Origin of the sequence: Mesorhizobium sp. B2-4-2 (assembly GCF_006442845.1) — a bacterium.
GTDB lineage: Bacteria > Pseudomonadota > Alphaproteobacteria > Rhizobiales > Rhizobiaceae > Mesorhizobium.
The window spans coordinates 474,330-493,512 of the sequence record NZ_VFVM01000001.1 but is presented as its reverse complement, the minus strand read 5'-3'; the positions used below and the strand labels follow the sequence as shown (position 1 = coordinate 493,512).

General features: G+C 59.0%; 19 protein-coding genes. 4 read left to right on the top strand and 15 right to left on the bottom strand.

The annotated features are described in order from the left end of the window. Positions 1-18 precede the first annotated feature (18 nt). The 4 genes from FJ942_RS02410 (at position 19) to FJ942_RS02395 (ending at position 3,374) form a co-directional block, all read left to right on the top strand. Positions 19-417, top strand: a complete 399-nt coding sequence (locus FJ942_RS02410) for a glycosyltransferase (protein WP_140555896.1) — start codon at positions 19-21, stop codon at positions 415-417. Next, a complete protein-coding gene (locus tag FJ942_RS02405) occupies positions 414-1,025 on the top strand; it encodes an acetyltransferase (RefSeq protein ID WP_140897159.1) in 612 nt (203 codons plus the stop codon). Before FJ942_RS02410 ends, FJ942_RS02405 begins: the two co-directional genes overlap by 4 nt. Before the next feature lie 51 nt (positions 1,026-1,076). Further along, positions 1,077-2,192: a glycosyltransferase family 1 protein gene (locus FJ942_RS02400; RefSeq protein ID WP_140897158.1), complete on the top strand. Its 1,116-nt coding sequence runs from the start codon at positions 1,077-1,079 to the stop codon at positions 2,190-2,192. Between the two features lie 63 nt (positions 2,193-2,255). Continuing rightward, positions 2,256-3,374 carry a glycosyltransferase gene (locus tag FJ942_RS02395; protein ID WP_140494864.1) on the top strand — a complete coding sequence of 373 codons (1,119 nt, stop codon included), beginning with the start codon at positions 2,256-2,258 and terminating at the stop codon, positions 3,372-3,374. Positions 3,375-3,449: 75 nt separating this feature from the next. Here FJ942_RS02395 and rfbD read toward each other — a convergent pair whose 3' ends face one another. The 15 genes from rfbD to FJ942_RS02325 form a co-directional block, all read right to left on the bottom strand. After that, positions 3,450-4,328 (bottom strand): dTDP-4-dehydrorhamnose reductase, encoded by an 879-nt coding sequence (gene rfbD, locus FJ942_RS02390; protein ID WP_140629334.1) that lies wholly within the window; start codon positions 4,326-4,328, stop codon positions 3,450-3,452. Then, complete coding sequence (rfbB, locus tag FJ942_RS02385) at positions 4,325-5,395, bottom strand: dTDP-glucose 4,6-dehydratase (protein WP_140564240.1); 1,071 nt, start codon at positions 5,393-5,395, stop codon at positions 4,325-4,327. The genes rfbD and rfbB overlap by 4 nt, the downstream gene beginning before the upstream one ends. 31 nt (positions 5,396-5,426) lie before the next feature. Further along, positions 5,427-5,981, bottom strand: a complete 555-nt coding sequence (rfbC, locus tag FJ942_RS02380) for a dTDP-4-dehydrorhamnose 3,5-epimerase (protein WP_140564241.1) — start codon at positions 5,979-5,981, stop codon at positions 5,427-5,429. Further along, positions 5,982-6,863 carry a glucose-1-phosphate thymidylyltransferase RfbA gene (rfbA, locus tag FJ942_RS02375; protein ID WP_140514965.1) on the bottom strand — a complete coding sequence of 294 codons (882 nt, stop codon included), beginning with the start codon at positions 6,861-6,863 and terminating at the stop codon, positions 5,982-5,984. A 19-nt stretch (positions 6,864-6,882) separates the two neighbouring features. After that, positions 6,883-8,337 (bottom strand): O-antigen ligase family protein, encoded by a 1,455-nt coding sequence (locus FJ942_RS02370; protein WP_140629332.1) that lies wholly within the window; start codon positions 8,335-8,337, stop codon positions 6,883-6,885. Then, positions 8,334-9,593 carry a hypothetical protein gene (locus FJ942_RS02365; protein WP_181169785.1) on the bottom strand — a complete coding sequence of 420 codons (1,260 nt, stop codon included), beginning with the start codon at positions 9,591-9,593 and terminating at the stop codon, positions 8,334-8,336. Before FJ942_RS02365 ends, FJ942_RS02370 begins: the two co-directional genes overlap by 4 nt. Then, complete coding sequence (locus FJ942_RS02360; RefSeq protein WP_246679639.1) at positions 9,481-11,610, bottom strand: polysaccharide biosynthesis tyrosine autokinase; 2,130 nt, start codon at positions 11,608-11,610, stop codon at positions 9,481-9,483. The genes FJ942_RS02365 and FJ942_RS02360 overlap by 113 nt, the downstream gene beginning before the upstream one ends. Before the next feature lie 294 nt (positions 11,611-11,904). Next, on the bottom strand, positions 11,905-12,807 hold the full coding sequence (locus FJ942_RS02355; RefSeq protein ID WP_246679636.1) for a polysaccharide biosynthesis/export family protein: 903 nt from the start codon (positions 12,805-12,807) through the stop codon (positions 11,905-11,907). Between the two features lie 21 nt (positions 12,808-12,828). After that, positions 12,829-13,326 carry a hypothetical protein gene (locus FJ942_RS02350; protein ID WP_140494878.1) on the bottom strand — a complete coding sequence of 166 codons (498 nt, stop codon included), beginning with the start codon at positions 13,324-13,326 and terminating at the stop codon, positions 12,829-12,831. A gap of 107 nt (positions 13,327-13,433) precedes the next feature. Then, complete coding sequence (locus tag FJ942_RS02345) at positions 13,434-13,919, bottom strand: hypothetical protein (RefSeq protein ID WP_140514866.1); 486 nt, start codon at positions 13,917-13,919, stop codon at positions 13,434-13,436. Between the two features lie 352 nt (positions 13,920-14,271). Beyond that, complete coding sequence (locus FJ942_RS02340) at positions 14,272-15,426, bottom strand: glycosyltransferase family 4 protein (protein ID WP_140878887.1); 1,155 nt, start codon at positions 15,424-15,426, stop codon at positions 14,272-14,274. A 28-nt stretch (positions 15,427-15,454) separates the two neighbouring features. Next, positions 15,455-16,093, bottom strand: coding sequence for a glycosyltransferase family 4 protein (locus tag FJ942_RS28760; RefSeq protein WP_281405957.1), 639 nt, complete (start codon positions 16,091-16,093; stop codon positions 15,455-15,457). A gap of 497 nt (positions 16,094-16,590) precedes the next feature. After that, positions 16,591-17,367 (bottom strand): oligosaccharide flippase family protein, encoded by a 777-nt coding sequence (locus tag FJ942_RS28755; protein WP_246679635.1) that lies wholly within the window; start codon positions 17,365-17,367, stop codon positions 16,591-16,593. Then, the gene (locus tag FJ942_RS02330) at positions 17,352-17,921 is read right to left on the bottom strand and encodes a hypothetical protein (protein WP_140897156.1); all 570 of its coding nucleotides are present in this window, start codon (positions 17,919-17,921) and stop codon (positions 17,352-17,354) included. The genes FJ942_RS28755 and FJ942_RS02330 overlap by 16 nt, the downstream gene beginning before the upstream one ends. Beyond that, positions 17,914-19,158 (bottom strand): hypothetical protein, encoded by a 1,245-nt coding sequence (locus FJ942_RS02325; RefSeq protein WP_140514859.1) that lies wholly within the window; start codon positions 19,156-19,158, stop codon positions 17,914-17,916. Before FJ942_RS02325 ends, FJ942_RS02330 begins: the two co-directional genes overlap by 8 nt. Positions 19,159-19,183: the final 25 nt, after the last annotated feature.

The following is a 19,183-nucleotide window of genomic DNA, read 5'->3' as shown; positions in this document are numbered from 1 at the left end:
TGTCGATGCCCACCCAATCTGTCTTGGTCGGCGTTCATCCCGGGGTCCGGTAGAGCTTGCCGCCTCTACAAGTGCGCTGACCTTGCGGTAAATCCATCGCTTTCCGAAGGTGGAATGCCATTCACGATTACAGAGGCGTTGTCCGTAGGAACTACCGTTGTCATGGGCGACATTGAGGTGACCAGGGAGATTGTTGTCGATCCGGCGCTGCGAGAATCCACCTTGTTCGCCCCATATGATTGGAAGGCAATGGCTGACAAGATCGAATGGGCACTTCAAAACCGGGATGCCCTCTACGCTCAGCAGCGCCAATTTTTTGATGTTCTCGCGAAACGTACGTGGAAGGATGTTGTTAAGGAACATATCCGCATCCTTGATGTCATAGCCGAGCAGAAAGGCATGACGCCGTCACTATGAGCAAAGGTCTTTTCATTCTGGGCTTTGGCGGCCATGCGCGTAGCGTAGGGGATATAGCGCTGTCGTCAGGGTTCGATGATTTGATTTTCATCGATGACCAGGCAAAGGCCGGTGAGGAATTTGCGGGCTTTCCTGCTGTCGCTGTTCTTCCCAGCAATGCCGCCGGCGCCGGTTGGCTCATGTTTCCGGGCTCGGGTGACAATGCGCGGCGACGCGCGCAATGCGGGAGCGCGCTTCTTCCTCTTGCGACGCTCGTCGCACCGACTGCCTCTGTCGGGAGGCAATGTGAGATCGGGCAAGGCTCACTGGTCGCTCATCAGGCCCATTTGGGACCGCTTACAAAGATCGGGCCGGGCGTCATCATCAATAGCGGCGCAGTCGTTGACCACGAATGCGTGATCGGTGATTTTTCGCATATATCGGTCAATGCGACCGTTGCAGGCCGCTGCCGAATAGGCACACAGGTTCTGGTTGGCGCAGGTGCGACCGTGATTGATCGGATCAGCATATGTGACAATGTCATCATCGGCGCTGGCGCAACGGTCGTCCGAGACATTGAAGTGCCCGGCGTGTATACAGGCACGCCGGCCCGTCGAGCCCACGGCTAGACAGCGCCAGCCGCTTTCCTTTCAGGCTCGAACAGAAAAACGGCCCGATTCATGAAAATCGGCATTGATGCCCGCAACCTTGTCCACAATCTCACAGGCATCGGCCGCTATGTGCTGGAGATGTGCCGTGGGTTGGCGGAAGCCGGTCACGAAATCTTTCTGTATCTCCCGGAGCGACCGGTGTCGGATCTGTCTCGTCTATCGGGCGGTACGTTTCGGATATCTGATCATGCAGGCAATTTCAGGCGCATGGTTTGGGGTCAAACCATCTTACCCAAACTGGCCGCCCGCGACAAAATCGACATCTTTTGGGGGCCTGCACACAGATTGCCCTTTAGCTTGGATCCGGATATCCCCCGCGTTGTGACCATTCACGATCTCGTATGGCACCATGCGGCATCGACAATGCGTTTGCAGGGCTGGCTCGGCGATCGCTTCCTCATGCGACCTGCAATATTTTCATCGGATAAGATCGTCGCAGTCTCGCGCTCTACGGCCGATGCCATTCGAATGCTGTATCCACAGGTCTCCAAGAAGCTGCACGTGGTGTACCCTGGACTAACGCGCCTGGAGGATGGCGGGACCAGCAGCGTGCTTGCGGACAAAGGCATCGACCGCGAATACGCCCTCTTTGTCGGCACACTTGAACCCCGCAAAAACTTGCCAAGTCTCCTGGAAGCATATGCGCTGCTTCCGGAGCCGGTCAGGAAAAATCTGCTGCTCGTCGTAGCGGGGGGTCAGGGGTGGCGTCTCGGCGACCTGCGCGAGCGCATGGTGCGCCTCGAAATCGAATCGGATGTGCGACTTACGGGATATGTCACGGACAGCGATCTCGCTGTCCTCTATCGCCGAGCGAAGTTTCTTGTCATGCCGTCATTATACGAAGGCTTTGGATTTCCAATTATCGAAGCAAATGGGGTTGGGGTGCCTGTTGTAACTTCAAATATGTCTTCCATGCCCGAGGTGGCTGGCAAAGCTGCCATTCTTGTTGACCCGACCAACGTCCAGGATATCTCCGCCGCGATGGGCCGGTTGGCACTCGACAATGCGTTGCGCTCGCGGCTGGCTGAGAAAGCGCCCCTGAACGCGCTCCGGTTCGACTGGAGAAAAAGTGCCTTAGACCTGGTTGCGGTGTTCGAATTGGCCCTCGCCGCGAGGAAGCGCTGACACGGACAAGGGTATGCTTCAGATTTTTGAACTGGCCATCGAGCGAAGACGGAAGACCAACATTTGAAAGTGCTGCATTTCTTCAAGACATACTGGCCCGATACTTTTGGCGGGGTGGAGCGGACGATACATGCCATCGCTCAAAGCACCGCCAGCCGCGGCATCGAAACCGAAGTGCTCTCGTTGAGCCGTGCTCCGAACGAGAACACGCAGCATCTCGACGGGCACATGGCCCGAAAAGCCAGGCTGGATTTCGAACTGGCGTCGACCGGGTTTTCGCTCGAGGTCTTTCGGAAGTTCGGGGCGCTCGCCGGGAAAGCCGACCTCATACACTACCATTTCCCATGGCCATTCATGGACATGGTGCATTTTCAATCCCGTCATGGCAAACCGACCGTCGTCACCTACCATTCCGACATCGTCAAACAGAGGCTTTTGCTGCCTCTTTATCGGCCGCTGATGCTGCGCTTCCTCAGGGATGTGGACGCTATCGTCGCGACATCTCCGGACTATTTGAAATCGAGCCCCGTTCTCAGAGCCTTGGAGGGCAAATCGGCGATCATCCCAATCGGCATCAATGAAACCGATTATCCCACGCCGACCGAAGCCGACAACAGATGGTGCCAAGCGGCGGTGACGGAGCCTTTCGTGCTCTTCGTCGGCGTCTTGCGCTACTACAAGGGGCTGGACGTGCTGATTCAGGCGGCCGACAAAGTCAGGTGCAAGATCGTTATTGCCGGATCAGGGCCTATCGAAGAGCGCCTGAAGCTTCAGGCCAAGACGTTGCGTCGCAACAATGTGATATTCCTCGGCGAGGTGGCCGAGCGGCACAAGATGGCGCTCCTCCACAACTGCCTGGGGTTCGTTTTTCCGTCAAACCAGAGGTCGGAAGCCTACGGGCTTTCTCTCGTCGAGGCTGCGATGTGCGGTAAACCGATGATCTCCTGCGAGATCGGAACGGGAACAAGTTATGTGAACAAAGCCGGCGAGACCGGGTTGGTCGTACCGCCTTCCGATCCAGCACGCCTTGCCGAAGCCATCAACCAGGTCGTCGATTCGCCGGTCGAGGCAGCGAACTGGGGGCGAGCTGCTCGCGATCGCTACGTTCGCCTCTTTACAGCTGACAGGATGGGAAAAACATACGCCGATCTCTATCACCAACTCGATAACCGCCGACGCTGAATACGGTTTCGCACTGTGGCAGCCGGTGAATCCCCGCGATTTGTTGGTTGTTGATGCAGTCAAATCCCCGTCAGGTCACCTGCTCAGGAGACGACGGACCACCTCTCGCGCCGATTTCTGCAGTACCGGCGCACTCCATCCAAACACGGAGGCAAACTTCGCGCTCGACAGCCGGGAATTGACGGGGCGGCGCGCCTTGGTCGGATAGTCCGTCGCAGCAATATCGCGCACCCGCGCGGAGGGGCCACCGAGCCCACCGCTTATGTCCAGGATATGGCGGGCGAAGCCGCTCCAGTTGGTCTCGCCCGTGCCGGCCAGATGATAGATGCCCCACGCGGCGAAATCCTCGTTGCGGTGCAGCCGTGCTGCCGCATGCAGGATCGCGTCAGCGATATCAAGCGCGGAGGTGGGATTTCCCCATTGGTCGGCCACAACCGGTATCTCGTCGCGGTCGCTGGCCAGCCTCAGCATGGTTTTGGCGAAATTCTTGCCGAACGGGCTGTAGACCCACGCCGTGCGCAAGATCAGGTGGCGCGAATTGGCTGATGCCACCGCCTGTTCGCCGGCAAGCTTGGAGGCGCCGTAGACGCCAATCGGCGCGGTCGCGTCGGTTTCCAGATAGGGACCGTCCTTGGTGCCGTCGAAGACATAGTCGGTCGACAGATGGATGACGGGCACGCCGAGCCGAGCCGCCGCCTGCGCCACCTCGCCGGCGCCGGCGGCGTTCACCGCAAAGGCGAGCTCGGGTTCGTCCTCGGCCTGGTCCACCGCCGTGTAGGCGGCGGCCGACACGACGATATCGGGCTTAGCGGCGGTGATGGCCTCGATCACAGTCCCGCGCCGCGCGAGGTCGAGTTGCGGCCGGCCGATGGCGATGACCTTGACGTCTTCGCGCCCAGCCTCCAGAAGGCTTGCCGCGACCTGGCCCTCGCGTCCGGTGACAACGAGCCTCACACCGCCTCCTTGCGCGCTTCGCCCAGTCTTTCGCCGGCATAGCGCTGTTCGCGGATCGGTCCCCACCACCATTTGTTGTCCAGGTACCAGTCGACCGTCCTTGCCAGGCCGCTGTCGAAATTCTCCCTCGGCGTCCAGCCGAGCTCGCGGCCGATCTTGGACGCGTCGATGGCGTAGCGGCGATCGTGGCCGGGACGGTCGGTGACGAAAGAGATCAGGTCGCGATAGCTTTTGCCGGCGGCCCGGGGGCGCCTGGCGTCGAGCAGATCGCAGATCGTCTCGACGACACCCAGATTGGTGCGTTCCGAATTGCCGCCGACATTGTAGCTCTCGCCCGGCTGCCCCTTGGTGGCGATCAGTTCCAGCGCGCGCGCATGGTCCTCGACGAACAGCCAGTCACGCACATTGGCGCCGGCGCCGTAGACCGGCAGCGGCTTCTCGTCGAGAGCGTTGAGGATGACCAGCGGGATCAGCTTTTCGGGAAAATGGTAGGGCCCGTAATTGTTCGAACAATTGGACAGCACCACCGGCAGGCCATAGGTCTCGTGCCAGGCGCGCACCAGATGGTCGGAGGCCGCCTTGGAGGCGGAATAGGGCGAGGACGGCGCGTAAGGCGTCTCTTCCACGAACATGCCGCCATCGAAGGGCAGGTCACCGAACACCTCGTCGGTCGAGACGTGATGGAAGCGGAAACGGCCCTTCCTGTCGTCGGAAAGGCCGCGCCAGTATTCCAGCGCTGCATTGAGGATCCGGTAGGTGCCGACGATGTTGGTCTCGATGAAGGCGCCCGGCCCATCGATCGAGCGGTCGACATGGCTCTCGGCGGCGAGGTTCATGACGATGTCGATATCGCCGCGGCGCAATATGTCGAGCACCGCCCGCTCGTCGCAGATGTCGGCCTGGGCGAAGCTGTAATTTCGTGCATTTTCGATCGGCCGCAGCGAGGCCAGATTGCCGGCATAGGTCAGCTTGTCGAGATTGGTCACCCGGTAGGCCGGGTTGGCGCACAGATGCCGGCACACCGCCGAACCGATGAAGCCGGCCCCGCCCGTCACCAGAAAATTCATGCCGCTATCCCCGCGCATCTGGCAATGTTCATCAGGCAAACACCTCGGCGGCGGCGAGCAGCGGCGCCTTGAGGTCCTTGTCAGAAAGCTGAAACCCGCCGGCCGGCGGCGGCCATTCGATGCCGATGGCCGGATCATCGAAACGGATCGAGCGGTCGTGTTCGGGCGAATAGGTGTCGGTCACCTTGTACAGCACCTCGGTATCGGGCACGAGCGTCATGAAGCCGTGGGCGAAGCCCTTGGGCACCAGGATCTGGTTGCCCTTCTCGGCCGAGACCTCGAGGGCAACCCATTTTCCGAATGTCGGCAAGGAGCGGCGGATATCGACCGCGACATCAAGGACACTGCCTCTGACAACGCGCAGCAGCTTGTCCTGGGCGCGTGGCGGCAACTGATAGTGCAGCCCCCTGACGACACCGGCCGCGGCGGAATAGGAGTGATTGTCCTGGACGAAGGCGAGTTCGAGGCCGGCCTCGGCGAAGCGTGCGGCGTTCCAGGTTTCGGTGAAGTAGCCACGGGCATCGCCGTGCCGCTTCGGAATGATTTCGAGCAGACCTTCGATGCCAAGGGGTCTCACCTCCAGCATCTAGTCCTCCGACAACTCGACCACCCGGCGGCGCAGATAGGCGGCATATTCATTTTTTCCCAATCGGGTTGCGCGCTGCAACACTTCGTCAGCCCGCAGCCAGCCCTGTTCGAAGGCGATTTCCTCCGGACAGGCGACCTTGATGCCTTGGCGACGTTCGATTGTACGCACGAACGAAGAAGCATCGTCCAGGCTGTCATGAGTGCCGGTATCGAGCCAGGCATAACCGCGCCCCAACCTATGCACCTGCAACTGGCCACGCTCCAGGTAGGCATTGTTGACCGCCGTGATTTCGAGCTCGCCTCGAGCCGAAGGCCGAATCCTTGAGGCGATATCGACAACCTGGTTGTCGTAGAAATAAAGGCCGGTGACGGCCCAGTTGGATTTCGGCTTCTGTGGTTTTTCCTCAATCGTGAGCGCGGTTCCAGTGGTCTTGTCGAAGGACACCACGCCATAGCGCTCCGGATCCTCGACATGGTAGGCGAACACCGAAGCGCCGCTTTCGCGCGATGCCGCGGTGCGGCAAAGCTTGGACAATCCGTCGCCAAAATAGATGTTGTCGCCCAGTATCATCGAAACGCTGTCCGCGCCGATGAAATCGCGGCCGATAATGAACGCTTCCGCAAGCCCGTTGGGCTGCGGCTGCTCGGCGTAGGACAACTCAAGCCCGAATTCCGATCCATCGCCCAACAGCTCGCGGAAAACGGGCAGGTCCCGCGGCGTGGATATGACCAGAATCTCTCGAATCCCCGCAAGCATCAAAACGCTCAGCGGGTAATAGATCATCGGTTTGTCGTATACCGGGAGGATTTGCTTGGAGACCGCCAACGTTAGCGGATAAAGGCGCGTTCCACTGCCCCCAGCAAGGATAATTCCTTTCAAGAAACTCTCCTTGACATGCCTAAGTCCCCTCCCCTGACACAAGCCGCCCGTGCTTAGGTTTCATGCCGTGGCTTGTCAATCTGGTGCCCGACGAAGGGGCCGAGCGAGTGTCCCCGGCCCCCGCCAACCGCCCTTGCCTTGCCGGGCCCGAGGTCCTGGCCGGGACAAGCAGATCGTCTTCATCGTGATGGCCTATCTCGCCCATCTCGCGCCTTTGGTTCAGCCGCTCGGCAAAACCCTTGTGAAAGACGATCGCATTCAAATAGGCAAACGTCATCGCGAGTGCTGCGGTTCGCAAGGGATAGTCGACAAGAGAGTGAACGAGCAAAAACGACACCGACAGAAATGCAGCCTTCTGTAACGGCTCCCGGCGAATCCGGACCGACGAGGCGAAAAGCAATATGGCATACACAATCATTAACAAAACGACCGGTATGCCGCCCTCAAGTGCCAATTCGAGGTAGTCATTGTGGGCATGATTTACATAAGTTCTGAAAATCATTCCGGCTTTTTCGTATATCTGATAGACCTTCGGAAAGCTGCCGAAACCAACGCCAGTCACCCAGTTCTCTTTCATTCCATCGATCGTGGTGCGAGCAAACTCCGCCCTGCCGAAAGCCGGATCGACCACTTTCGCATCGATCTTCGCCCATGCGCCGATCGTGTAGACGGAAAGCCCGATGAAAACCGCAAGAATGCCATATCCGCCCGCCCTTGAGCGAGCGGACAGGAAGACAACTGATATCGCGGTGATCACCAGTCCGATCAGAATGCCGGCGCGCGAGCCGGCTGCCAGAAGAAGCAGCAAGAGCATCGTCAGCCCAAGCGATCCGGACAGAAAATGTCCACGGAACAAGCCATAATAGACCACGAATGGGATGGAGACGAAGAGCAAGGCCGAAAAGTGATTTTGATTGGCAAACAGGCCCGCATTGATCGTAAACGGCAGCAATCCTTCTATGGCGACGGTATCGGAGAGCGAATACTGGATCGCCGCGGCCAGGCCATTGCAGATGACGCCCATGAAAAAGAAGGGAACAAGGCCGTAGACCTCCTCGGTGCGCAGGCGGGTGACGCCGAGGAAAAATGCCGCGGCGGCGGCGAAATACAACATGCACTCGATCGTGCGCCCGACGCCGACGCTGACGAAGCGCGATTGCGTTTCACCATCCAGCCAGGGTCTGACAAGCAGCACCTCGGGCCGCAACCCGTCCAGCAAGGCCCCGGGCAGCGGAACGATCTGGAAGCAGAACACGGCTAGGCCGAGAGCAATCAGCCACAAGATCGCCCGGGGAATTGTTTGTCCGCTGGGCCGCGACAGGATGGCCGCGGCCGAGAGAATCGCCGCGATCTCGATCAGCGTTTCGGTGTAGAGGCCGCTCGCGGTGCCGCCGCCAATCAGCAGGGACAGGAAAAGAACCGACCCAAGCAGGTATTTGTCCCACTGCCCGGGCTGCCGTGACCGTGCTCTCACGACGACACCCTCTCGATGCTCAATCTGTGCATGACCAGCGTGCCGACGTATCGAAACCGCCAGCTCTCGGCAATTGCGGCTGTTTCCAGCCTCAGCAACTGTATCGGACACGCAGCCGGTCCGACGGTGAAATCCAGGCTCAGGCTTCGCCGGTTGAATGTGCCTTCCGGTATGTTGAAGCGCGCTATCTCGCTTGACGGGTCCGCGCATCTGACGGACCAGAACAGCTGCTTTGGCAGTTTGAGATTTGTTGCGGACACGGTCATGGACATCCGGTAAGAACCGGGGGGCAATTCGACATATTGCTGAAGCGCAGCGTTCTTGACCGGCGTGTTTAGAAATCGAACCGTCGCCCCGCTGTTGCTGTCACTTTCACCCGCGCCCTGCGATCCGGCAAAGGTGATCTCCAGCCCAGATCGGTCGTGTATCACCCAGTCGAACGGCTTGCCGCTGAAGAGCGGCTCGAAGCCGCCATTGAAGATATAGCCGCCCAGCTTCCGCTCCCGATCGGACAGGCTGAAAAGAAACAGCCGATAGGCCGGGCCATAGTCCTTCTGCTTGATGTAACCGGTGATAACGGCGGACAATTCGCTGGATTTCGGGGGCGCATCCGTGCGTCCGAGATCGAGCAGCAGCTGGTTTGCAGGTCCCAGGCTTTGCGGGTTCTGGCCAAGGGCGAGAAAAAGCTTACCACGCCACGGCGCCTCTGCCTCCAGGGCTGCCAGCACGGCCTGATAGCCGTCGGAATTGGAAAGGATGGCAGGCCAGCCTGGGGCGATGGCCGAAAACTGGTCTGGCCACCGGCGCAGCAAGGTGTCGATCTCGCCCACGGCCCTCGCCAGATCGCCTGCCGCGATCGAGCGATCGATGGACCTCTGCAGCGCATGGATTTCAGTCTTGGACAGTTTTCGCGCCTGGTCGAAAAGTTCGAAAGCCTGGGCCTGTTCGCCTTGCCGATATCTGATCTCACCGATCAGGCTGTAGAGACGGGCGTCCGCGACATTGAAGCGAAGCGCATTCTTGGCCTTGGCGGCCAAGGCGCCGAGATCGACGCTCGTTTCGTTCAGCTCGCCGGCAATTTCGTCTATCAAGGCATCTGCGTTCAGCGGGTCCAGTGCCAGAGACACGCTCGGCGTTCCCTCCTCAAGGAGCCGACTTAGCCCGATCGACGAAGCCATCAACACCAGAACGGAGGCGACGAACCAAACGCTTGAACGCAGGAGATTTTGCATGAGAGGGCTGGCCTGCTCCGTCATCGACTTTGCCCTCAATCTTCGGCGTGCCCGCGCCATGTTCGTAATATTGGTAGTTCATGTATTTATAGGCGTAGTTGTAGTCGAACTTGTTCACCGCGAATTTCGACATTGCCGCCCCGATCACGTTCGCTCCGGCTGCGCGCAGGCGTTTCAGCGCCGTCTTGGCCGCCTTGCGCGTCACCTGGTTCGTGGAAATGACCACCAGTGTGCCCTCGGCAAGCCGGCTGAGAATGGGCGCATCGGACAGGCCGACGATCGGCGGAGCGTCGATGATGACGAGATCGAAACGCTTGCCGAGATTGGTGACGATCAGCGCCATCTTCGGCGATGAAAGCAGATCCGCAGGGTTGGGCGGGATCGTTCCGGACGTCAGCACGGTCACGTTGGGATATTTGGTCGTCCTGAATATGCCCGCCACATCTTCCTTGCGCACGGTATTCGTCAGGAGATTGCTCAACCCGATCGTGTTGTCGAGACCGAACAGCCGATGAAGATTCGGTTTGCGCAGATCGCCGTCGATAAGCAAGACCTTCGCACCGAGGGCGGCAAAATCCTGGCCGAGCTTGAACGAGGTCGTCGACTTGCCTTCGGAAGGCTCGGAGCTGGTCACCAGCAGCGAACGCGGCGCGCCCTCCGCGCCGGAGAATTGCAGCGACGTTCGCAGCGAACGATAAGCTTCCGATAGCCCGGACTTCTGGTCGGCGATGCTGGCCGTCAGTTCGCGGTCACCGACGAGCGGCAGGATGCCGAGCATGGCCAGCCCCAGCTCCCTTTCGACCTGCTCGGGGTTGGTGAAGGTGTTGTTCAGCAGCTCGATGATGTAGATGATCGATGCAGTGAGAGCCATGAACAGCGCTAGCGCGATCGCCAGATTGATGATCAGGCGCGGAGAATAGGGACTTACGGGCAGGGTCGCGAAATCGACGATGGCTGCGCTTTGCGTTTTGAGCTCGGAGCTGACGCCTACTTCATTCAGCTTGGTGATGAGGCTGTCATATTGCGACCGGTTGGAATCGACCTCGCGCTTGAGGATGGTGTATTTTATGTTCTTGTCATTGAAGACGACCTGCTGCTTTTCCATCTCGGCGAGCTTGGATTTGAGGTCGGCTTCCTTGTTCTGTGCTTCCTGGTACTTCAGGCGCAGCGAATCGGTTATCGCCAGGACGCCGTTATTATAGAGCCGCGTCAGCTCCTTGATCTGCGACTGGAGTTGCTGCATCTCCGGAAAGCCAGGCTTCAGAATGCTCAGTTTCTGTTGATATTGGCTCTTGAGGTCCGCGAGTTTTTCGCTGAGTTTTTGTAAGCCATCACTCTCCAGAACCGGCGACAGGCTGGAGCCTCGCCCCTTGTCTATCTGGTCCACGACGCGACCGGCATCAAGACGATCCTGGATAGCGGTCGCGAGCGCTGTGTTCAGCGCCTCGATGTTCAATCCGATCAGCGATTTGTCGTCGCCGGTGACGGTGATGCCGGCATCCTTCGCATAGGCGACCAGCTCCTCCTCGGACTTCTGCAGCTTCTGCTTGACCTGCAGGACCTGTTCCTGGATGAACTGTCTCGCCAGATCGGACGTCTCGCTGGTCTGGTCGAGACGTTGATCGATAAAACTCTGCGCGACCTGGTTGGCGACGTCGCTTGCGTATCTGGGCTTCTGGTCGATGAAGGTGATCGACAGCAAGCTGGTGTTGGTCACAAGGTTGACCGTCAGATCCTTCAGAACGCGCTTGATCGCCATTGCCTCTCGCTCTTCGGGGGTCTTTTCCTGGATCGAAGGCGATTTGGAAATTCCGAATGCACGGTAGAGGATGTTGCTGAGCGAGAAGCTCGGGGTTGGGAACAGGAAATCCGGTTTTTCGGAGAGCCCCAGCTGAAACACGACGCGCTGGGCCAGCGCACGGCTCTTCAGTTTCTCGCGAGCGGTCAGAAACGCGCGTAAGTCGCTGTTTTCGGAAACCACTTCGATGTCCTGAAAAACCTTTGCCGAAGGGACCAGGACTTCCAGCTGTGTCGTTGCCATACTTCGGCGTCTGCATCATTGTCACTATGATACCGGCAACTAGGCCAGCCACCGCCATCATGACAATCAGCCAGCGATATTGCACGACATAGAAAAGCAGCTTGAGCGGATTGAATCTCTCGTCGTGAGCGGCATAGTCTCGACCGTAAGGACTATAATTCTGCGCCCCGTCATAATAGAGGTCCGCGGACAAAGCCTGGCCATGTCGAGGACCGGCGATTTGGGGCTGCCTGTTGCGATCGAGCATGCGCGAGGTGATCCTGGTTGTCCGTACCCTGGCCGGCCAGGCCTCCCTTACGGAATGACCGCAATTCGGGCCGCGCTCGACGCGAGGCCCAGGGCATCCTTCAAATTGTTCATTGCGATTTTCGACTTCGAAGCGAAAACCACGACCACGTCGCCGCCATAGATGCGCGGGTTGCGATTCTTGCCGGCGCGGATTTCCTCGACATTGTAGTTTGCGACCAGCTTGTTTTGACCGACATTGCGGTAGACGAAGACCTTGCCGGCATCGCCGATGGCGTTGAAGCCTCCGGCAAGGGCGATCGCATCCAGCAAGGAGGCGCTGCTGGACACCGGATAGATGCCGGCCCTGTTGACCTCACCGTCGACCGTGATGCGCTGGCCTATCGATTCCTTGACGAAAATCGTCACATCCGGCGATTGCAGATATTTTGCGCCATAGGCTGTCTCGATATCCTTTTCGAGCTGGCGGACCGTCTTGCCGGCCGCTGTCATCGTCCCGATAAGCGGAAGGGAAATCTGGCCGCCGGCGTCCACCTGAACCGTCCTGTTCAGGTTGTCGACCTGGAATACGCTGACTTCGAGTACATCGTTGGCAGACAGCGGCTGCTCGCTGCCGTTTTGTGTATTCTGCGGTGCCGGCAGATCCTTCACCATCTGTAGCGCGCCGCCCCCGGCAAGCGCCGTTGAGGACGATGTCGGCTGCAGCGCATCGACAGAGCTCGTGGACGATGATGAACTGCTCGCGCAAGCAGAGAGGGCGAGCAGTACAAGCAATGCCGGCATCTCCACGCCACTTCCCCCGAGATCGAGAATGCCCATCACAGAGCCCCACTTTTGAACAGCTTTGGCGGCCCATCGAAATGGCCCGCACAGCTGGCTCCCGGCTTCTTCGCTCGTTTTTCCGATGGCGTGAGCAACTGGTTCTGCACTATCGCGCCCGAGCTTGCGCAAACCGGCGAGACCAGACCTTGCCTAGCGGCTGACTGCGTCGTCGTCATCCTGTAGTCCAATAGCCAGTGCGGCGCCGCCACCAACCGCGCCGGCGCCCAACAGCACCGGCAAAATGCCAGGTCCGGAATTGGCAGGTCCGGTAGCAGCTTCCTGCGCATCAAGCGAGACGCACATACCGCCTTGCACCGGATTGATGCTGACGGTCGCGTTGGCCGGAACATCAAGCGCGCAATTGGCGCCGATGGCCAAAGAAGCCGATGCTTGCGGCCCGGTCATGATGCGCGCGCCTGGATAAATCGGCGCTCCCGCGCCCACCCCGGCGTAACCGCCGGCCTGCGACATCTGCACATCACCCCGGACTTGGGTGAACTGGCCGACAATGCCAGACACGGGCGCAGCGGCCAGGCACGAACATGTCTGTGCCGACTGGGCAACAGCATCGGACGCTGTAAACCAGGCACCTCCCCCGGCGAGCGTGATAAAAGCGAAGACAACCCCAACCCGATGACGCCCGGTCATTTCTACCCCCCTTCGAACCAACGACCCGCCCCCGGAACGGATCGCTTACGCACCCCTTCGATCAACAACACTCAAAGAACTCACCAGCACTCACGGTGGTCCGCCCCTCAGCGACTGACCGCTTTGTCGTCATCCTGCGTCGCCGCCAACACACCGCTGGTGACAAGCGCACCGGCGAAAATCCCTTCGGGCAGGCCAAACCCACTTGTGCCACCGGACGGCTGGATGGCCGCCGTCCGTTCTGAACCCACGAGTTTCAGACAGATGTTGCCGCCCACGCGTGAAACATCCAGACTGGAATTCGCCGGTACATTCATGTTGCAGCCGCCAACAAGTACGGATGCCGAACCCTTGGTACCGACTACCACCCGACTGCCAAGGCCGAGAGTGCTCCCCGCCTTTGCAGGACCATAGCCGACCGACTGCGAGACCATCACCTCGCCATCGGCGGAACGAATGGATCCAATCGCACTCGCCGGGCCGCGATAGGCGGCAGCGCAGCTGCAGGATACGTCCTGGGCGAAAGATGAAACCGAAGTGAAACCGCTCGCGGCAACCAACGCGCTCACTGCGGTTCTAATGATGACATTCATCCGTTTCGCCTTCCTTCAAATCATCCCGGATATGCCAGATCAAAAGGTGGTGACATCAGCGCCTAACATTTTTTTGCCACAATTCCAACCCGTGTCGCACGATGCGGAGAAGTTTGACCTGAACAACGCGCCATTTTAGCAATTACGCATAAATAATCCCGAGCTGTCGGCGATGGATGTCTGGCCCTCCAAAGAGAAATTACGGTTCCCTTTTCATCCTGATTACACCGAGCCCAACTTGATCAAAGCCGAGCCCCCTCGAAAGCCGAGTCCCGATCTGCAATGCAGCAAGACAAGCTTAGCGCCTGCTTGAATGCCTGATCTCCTCGGCTCGAACTTCAACCGCGTTCAACTACACGCCGGCCGGTTCATCGCCTGGCGAGGCATTGAGCTTCCCTATCTGCGTCATGTAGCACTCTATGACGATCCGTTCCGAAAACTGCCGCTCCACTTTGCTTCGGCTCTCCATGCCCATCCTGTTCCTGGATGCGGCGTCCATCGTTGCGAATTCGAGCATCTTGCTTGCCAGGTCGCCTGCGTCTTTCACCTTGCACAGCAGGCCGTTGACGCCGTGGTCCACCACCTCCCTGCAGCCGGGCACATCTGACGCGATCAGCGGCTTGCCCATCGCGGCTGCTTCCAGCAGCGAGCGCGGCGTTCCTTCCCTGTAGGAGGGCAAGACGACGCAATCGGCCGCGTCCAGGAAGGGACGGACGTCGTCGGTGGTTCCGAGATACTCGACCAGGCCTTCGCCTGCCCATCGCTCGACCTGCGCACGGCTGACCGCTGTGCGGTTCTCGACATCGAGGAATCCAAGAAGCTGGAAGCGCGCGCCGGGCATGTTGCGGCGCATCTGACGAGCTGCCTCGACGAACTCGCCCACGCCCTTGTCCCAGAGAAGCCTGGCCACCAGCAGAAAGACGATCGCGCCGGACGATTGGCTTTGGCGGGGCGCCGGAGAGAAGCGAATAAGGTCGACCCCGGAGCCCGGCAGCAGCGCGGTCAGTTCCTTGCGGACTAGGCGCTCGCTGACGAACAGCATCCTGTCGTCGTCATTCTGAAAGAAGACTATTTTCGAACGGGCCAGCGCCAGCCGGTACAGGACCTTGGCAATTTTCTGGAGAAGGCCGCCACGGACGAAAACCGTGCCTAGCCCTGAAACATTGTTTATGACCGGGATGCCATTGAGGTTTGCCGCCAGCGATCCGAACACGTTGGGCTTGATGGTGAAGCCGACAAACGCCAGCGGCCTCTCGCGGCGCAGCAGGCGCCAGTAGCGCCACAGAAGCACCATGTCGCGAAACGGCGAGGTGCCGGAATTATCCATCTCGATTTCGACATACCGGCAGCCCATCGGCGGGATCAGGCGCGAATACTCGTCCCTGGGCGCCGCAACCACCACTTCATAGCCCCGCCCTTGCAGCGCCTCGATGAGGCCTTTGCGGAAATTGACGACATTCCAGGACGTGTTGATGGAGATGATTATCTTTCTTCCGATCCCAAGCATCGTCCCCGCCTCCCCAATGCCGTTTCGCTCACCGTCTTGTATGCAGTCGTGCCCTGCCCGGCCCAAAGGTCTCGAACAGCCGCAAGATCTCGTCGTCACTGGCGAGCGATGAGATGCGGGCGAAGCAGGCGTCCCTTGCAGGCCCCAGATCCTGTGGCCGAGCGATCAGCCTCGCGACCGCGCGTGCGATGTCTTGCGGATCGTCGGGGTTGAAATCGAAAGCTGCCCCCTCGGGCATGTAGTACCTCGTGCCGCTGTCTCGCGACATCAGCACGGCACATCCCGCCCAGGCCGCCTCGATGGGAGACACCGCCGCGGGTTCAGCCCGCGAGGGCAGTATCAAGAGATCATGACCGGAAAAGACCGAGATCATGTCGTCATGCGCAATGTTGTTTTGAAACCGAAGCCTGTCCGCCACGCCAAGCGCCTGAGCCTCGCGCCGCAAGGCCTGACAGAAAGCCGTGTCGGCGTTCGTTGCCTCCTCGCCGCAGAATGTCAGGGAGAAGGGCATGGATGAAATCGCGGACAACGCCCTCAGAAGCAAACTGTGCCCCTTGCGCTCCCGGTATTTTGCCACCATCAGGATTCGAGGCGGCCACTGCAATGGCCTGCTTTCCAGGCCTTCAGTCCGGGCCGGCTCGAAAGGGCTCCCGAATGGCAGGGACATGGCATCGCCGAGCTTGGCCGGGCCAAGATTTGGCGAAAGCCGTGAGGTGAAATGCGGGATGCCTAGGCCATGAAAGACGGCTCTTCGAACCCATGTGCCACTCCATGCGCTGGGCTTGGCGTCCTCCTGGTCGTAGATGACCAGCCTGCGCCCTTGCAGAATTGAACAGAGTGCCGCGACCCTGCAAAACCATCGCGTCACTCCGCGGATGATCACCACGTCGGGGTCTTCGGCCTGCAAACGCTTCCAGTAGGAAAAGACGCCGGGAAAGGAAAAAGGCGAATTCGGAATGTTGCTCGAGCGCCGACGCATGATCATCCGGGACAGCGCGGATGGAGCCATCACGTTGGGAGAAACAAGAGCGTGATTCTCCGTGACGCTCGTTTCGACTACGTCGACCGCAACATGGTGCCCCGCCGAAGTGAGAATGCGAACCCAAGGTACCGCATTGGTGTGGTATCTTGGCAGGCAAAACAAGTATCTCAAAACATCAGCCTTCAGATATCTTCCGCCAGGCGGATCCGCCTTTTCAACAATAAGTGCGAAACCACCATCATCGCCGCATAGACCGCCGCCGATACGAGCAAGCCGGCCCAGGCGATGCCTGAAATTCCGATCCATCCGGACAAAGCCAGGCAAAGCGGAACATAGATGGCGATCGCCAGCGCCGTGATTTTCAAAAGCGGCTTCGTGCCGGCCAGGACCTGGATCAACGGATTGAGATGCATTCCAGCGAGGCCGAAGCATTCGGCCGCGAACAAAATGGCAAAGAGCAGCGAAGCTTCGGCGTAGGCCGAACCGCCAGCCAGAAGGACGATGGGGTTTTGCAGCAGCACCCCCACGACTGCCATGCCGGTGGCAGCGCATGCCGAAACCACGGTGGTGCGGGCGTTCAAGCGGTATAGACGAGAAGGAGGCTCTTGCCTGGACAGTTTCGCGATTTCGGGAAAGATCACCTGGTTCAAGGGACCGGTCAGCCGGGAAACCATCGTCGCCAGGCGCGATGCGAGCGAATAGGAGCCCGCGGCGACCTCTCCCAGCAGGCCCGCGACAAGGAACAATGCGAGATGCCGCCTGGCGCTCACAAGCGTCGAGAGCAGACTGGTCCCCGTGGCCATGGCAAGAAACGCCCAGAAGAAACGGCGTTTGGACCGGGAGCGAAGCGGGTTGAGCAGTTCGATGTGCTCCTGCCTGGCATAGAGCAGCATGCGAACGAACAGCGTCAGGTTGTAGAATGCGCCGACCGCTGCCAGCACGATTACATAATCCGGCAATGAGGCATCGAGGATCCAAAGGACGAGAGAGGCAACCACCACGGCAACCCTTGCATGAGTTGATTGCCGGCAATGACGTGGTACCGGCCGTTCAGCCGAAGCACACCTTTCGGCGTACCCGAAAGACTCGCCAACAAGGTGAGGCTGTAGATAATCGCCAGAAGGCGATTATCCCGCGACACGCCAACAGCTTCTCCAAACAGCAAGATCCCGCCTATCGCCAGGACCGTGGCGAGAAGGGCGGCTGAAACATCGAGGGCAATTCCGCAAGATGCCGCCGGTCCCAGACGCAAAGGCGACCTCGCGCACAGCCTGATCACTAGCTGCCAGCTCTCGAACGTGCATAGGCCGGAAACGAACGCCACATAGGCCTGAATTACGGCGAGTGTGCCAAAATTCCCCGGACCAAGCGACCGTGCGTTGAGCGCCAGTGCAAGGATGGAGCACAACGCGGCCACTCCGCTTGCGGACGTCGTAAACGTAACGTCGCGGGCAACCCGCCGCGCGCGCATCCATCCGGAAGGCTTGGCGACCGCCGTCACGTCCTCAGCCATTGTCTCGGCGCAAGGCCCGCGCCCCCTGCGCCATCACCTCGGCGGAGGCCGGTGGAAAACACTTCCGGTGCACATAAACCAAGCCAAAAATGAAAAGCGCAACGAGAACGGCTCGCTTGGCGGAGATGAAGGCGCCAAGCAGCTCCTTGCGCTGGATGTAGAATGTGAGATGGACGATGGCCACGATCAGCCCGGCCTTGAGCGTCGCGCTGCGCACATTGCGGATTATCGCCTCGACGGCAACACACACGAGCGACAGAATGACAACGAGCAGCGGAAATCCGGCATACCCGAAATTGGCAAAGAACTCCGCCCAGATGTTTGCAGCGACGCCACCACTGTAACCCGGAAATAGGAACGGCTGAACCTGCTCGTTGTAGGTGCATCCGTCCTTGCCAAAGACCGTATCCGAGAACGGAAACAGAGAAAGAGGCACCAGCCAAAGATTCGAGCACGGCAAGGTGTAGTCATATTTCACGACCAGATCCAGGTGAGCCAATGTCACGAACTGCTCCAACCCCACGAGAGCGGAATCGGACAATTGGTCGAATTGTATTTTCTGACCTACAAGTTCAAAATTTCCTGCTTTTATTGCGGCATATACTGCCTTGTACACTGCAAGAAAAAAGAATGCGCCAATTCCTCCAATTATGTATCTTTTCCTAATCAAAAGCAGGGAAATGTTCCTGTACCTTATGTACAAACAAGCTAAAATCGCGATCGCAACCGAAGAGCGATGCCCGATATAGAGCGTAAGCATCAGTCCCAGGCAGCTCAAGATGATGACCAGCCTGGATTTCTTCCACCCCGACAGGGCTCCGAACACCATGCCGATGATGCAGCTGTTGTAAAATACATACTGGATCCGCCCGGTAGATGACAAAACATCGGCCTTTGAGGCCGAAAAAAGTGCCGGATTTGCTATCGAAATCCCACCGAACACCACCAGCATCACAATTATTACGATCGACTCTCCCCGAACGTCGCCTTCGACTTCGAAATCTTGACGCCTTGGCATGAAGACCAGCATCGCGGCAGCAATGCAAGAAAGAGAAAGCGCAATGGCATATCCAGTGCCCGCGTGATATATGAAATCATACTTCCTTCTGCCGACATCAACATACTGAAATCCCCCGGTGACGAATGGCACAAAGTAGACCAAGCTCGACAAAAGCAACAACATTTGCGGCGTGAGCGCAAATGGTGAAACAAAATAATCTCGTTTGAGGTGCTTCACTTTCGTTCCATCGCCATCTGAATAT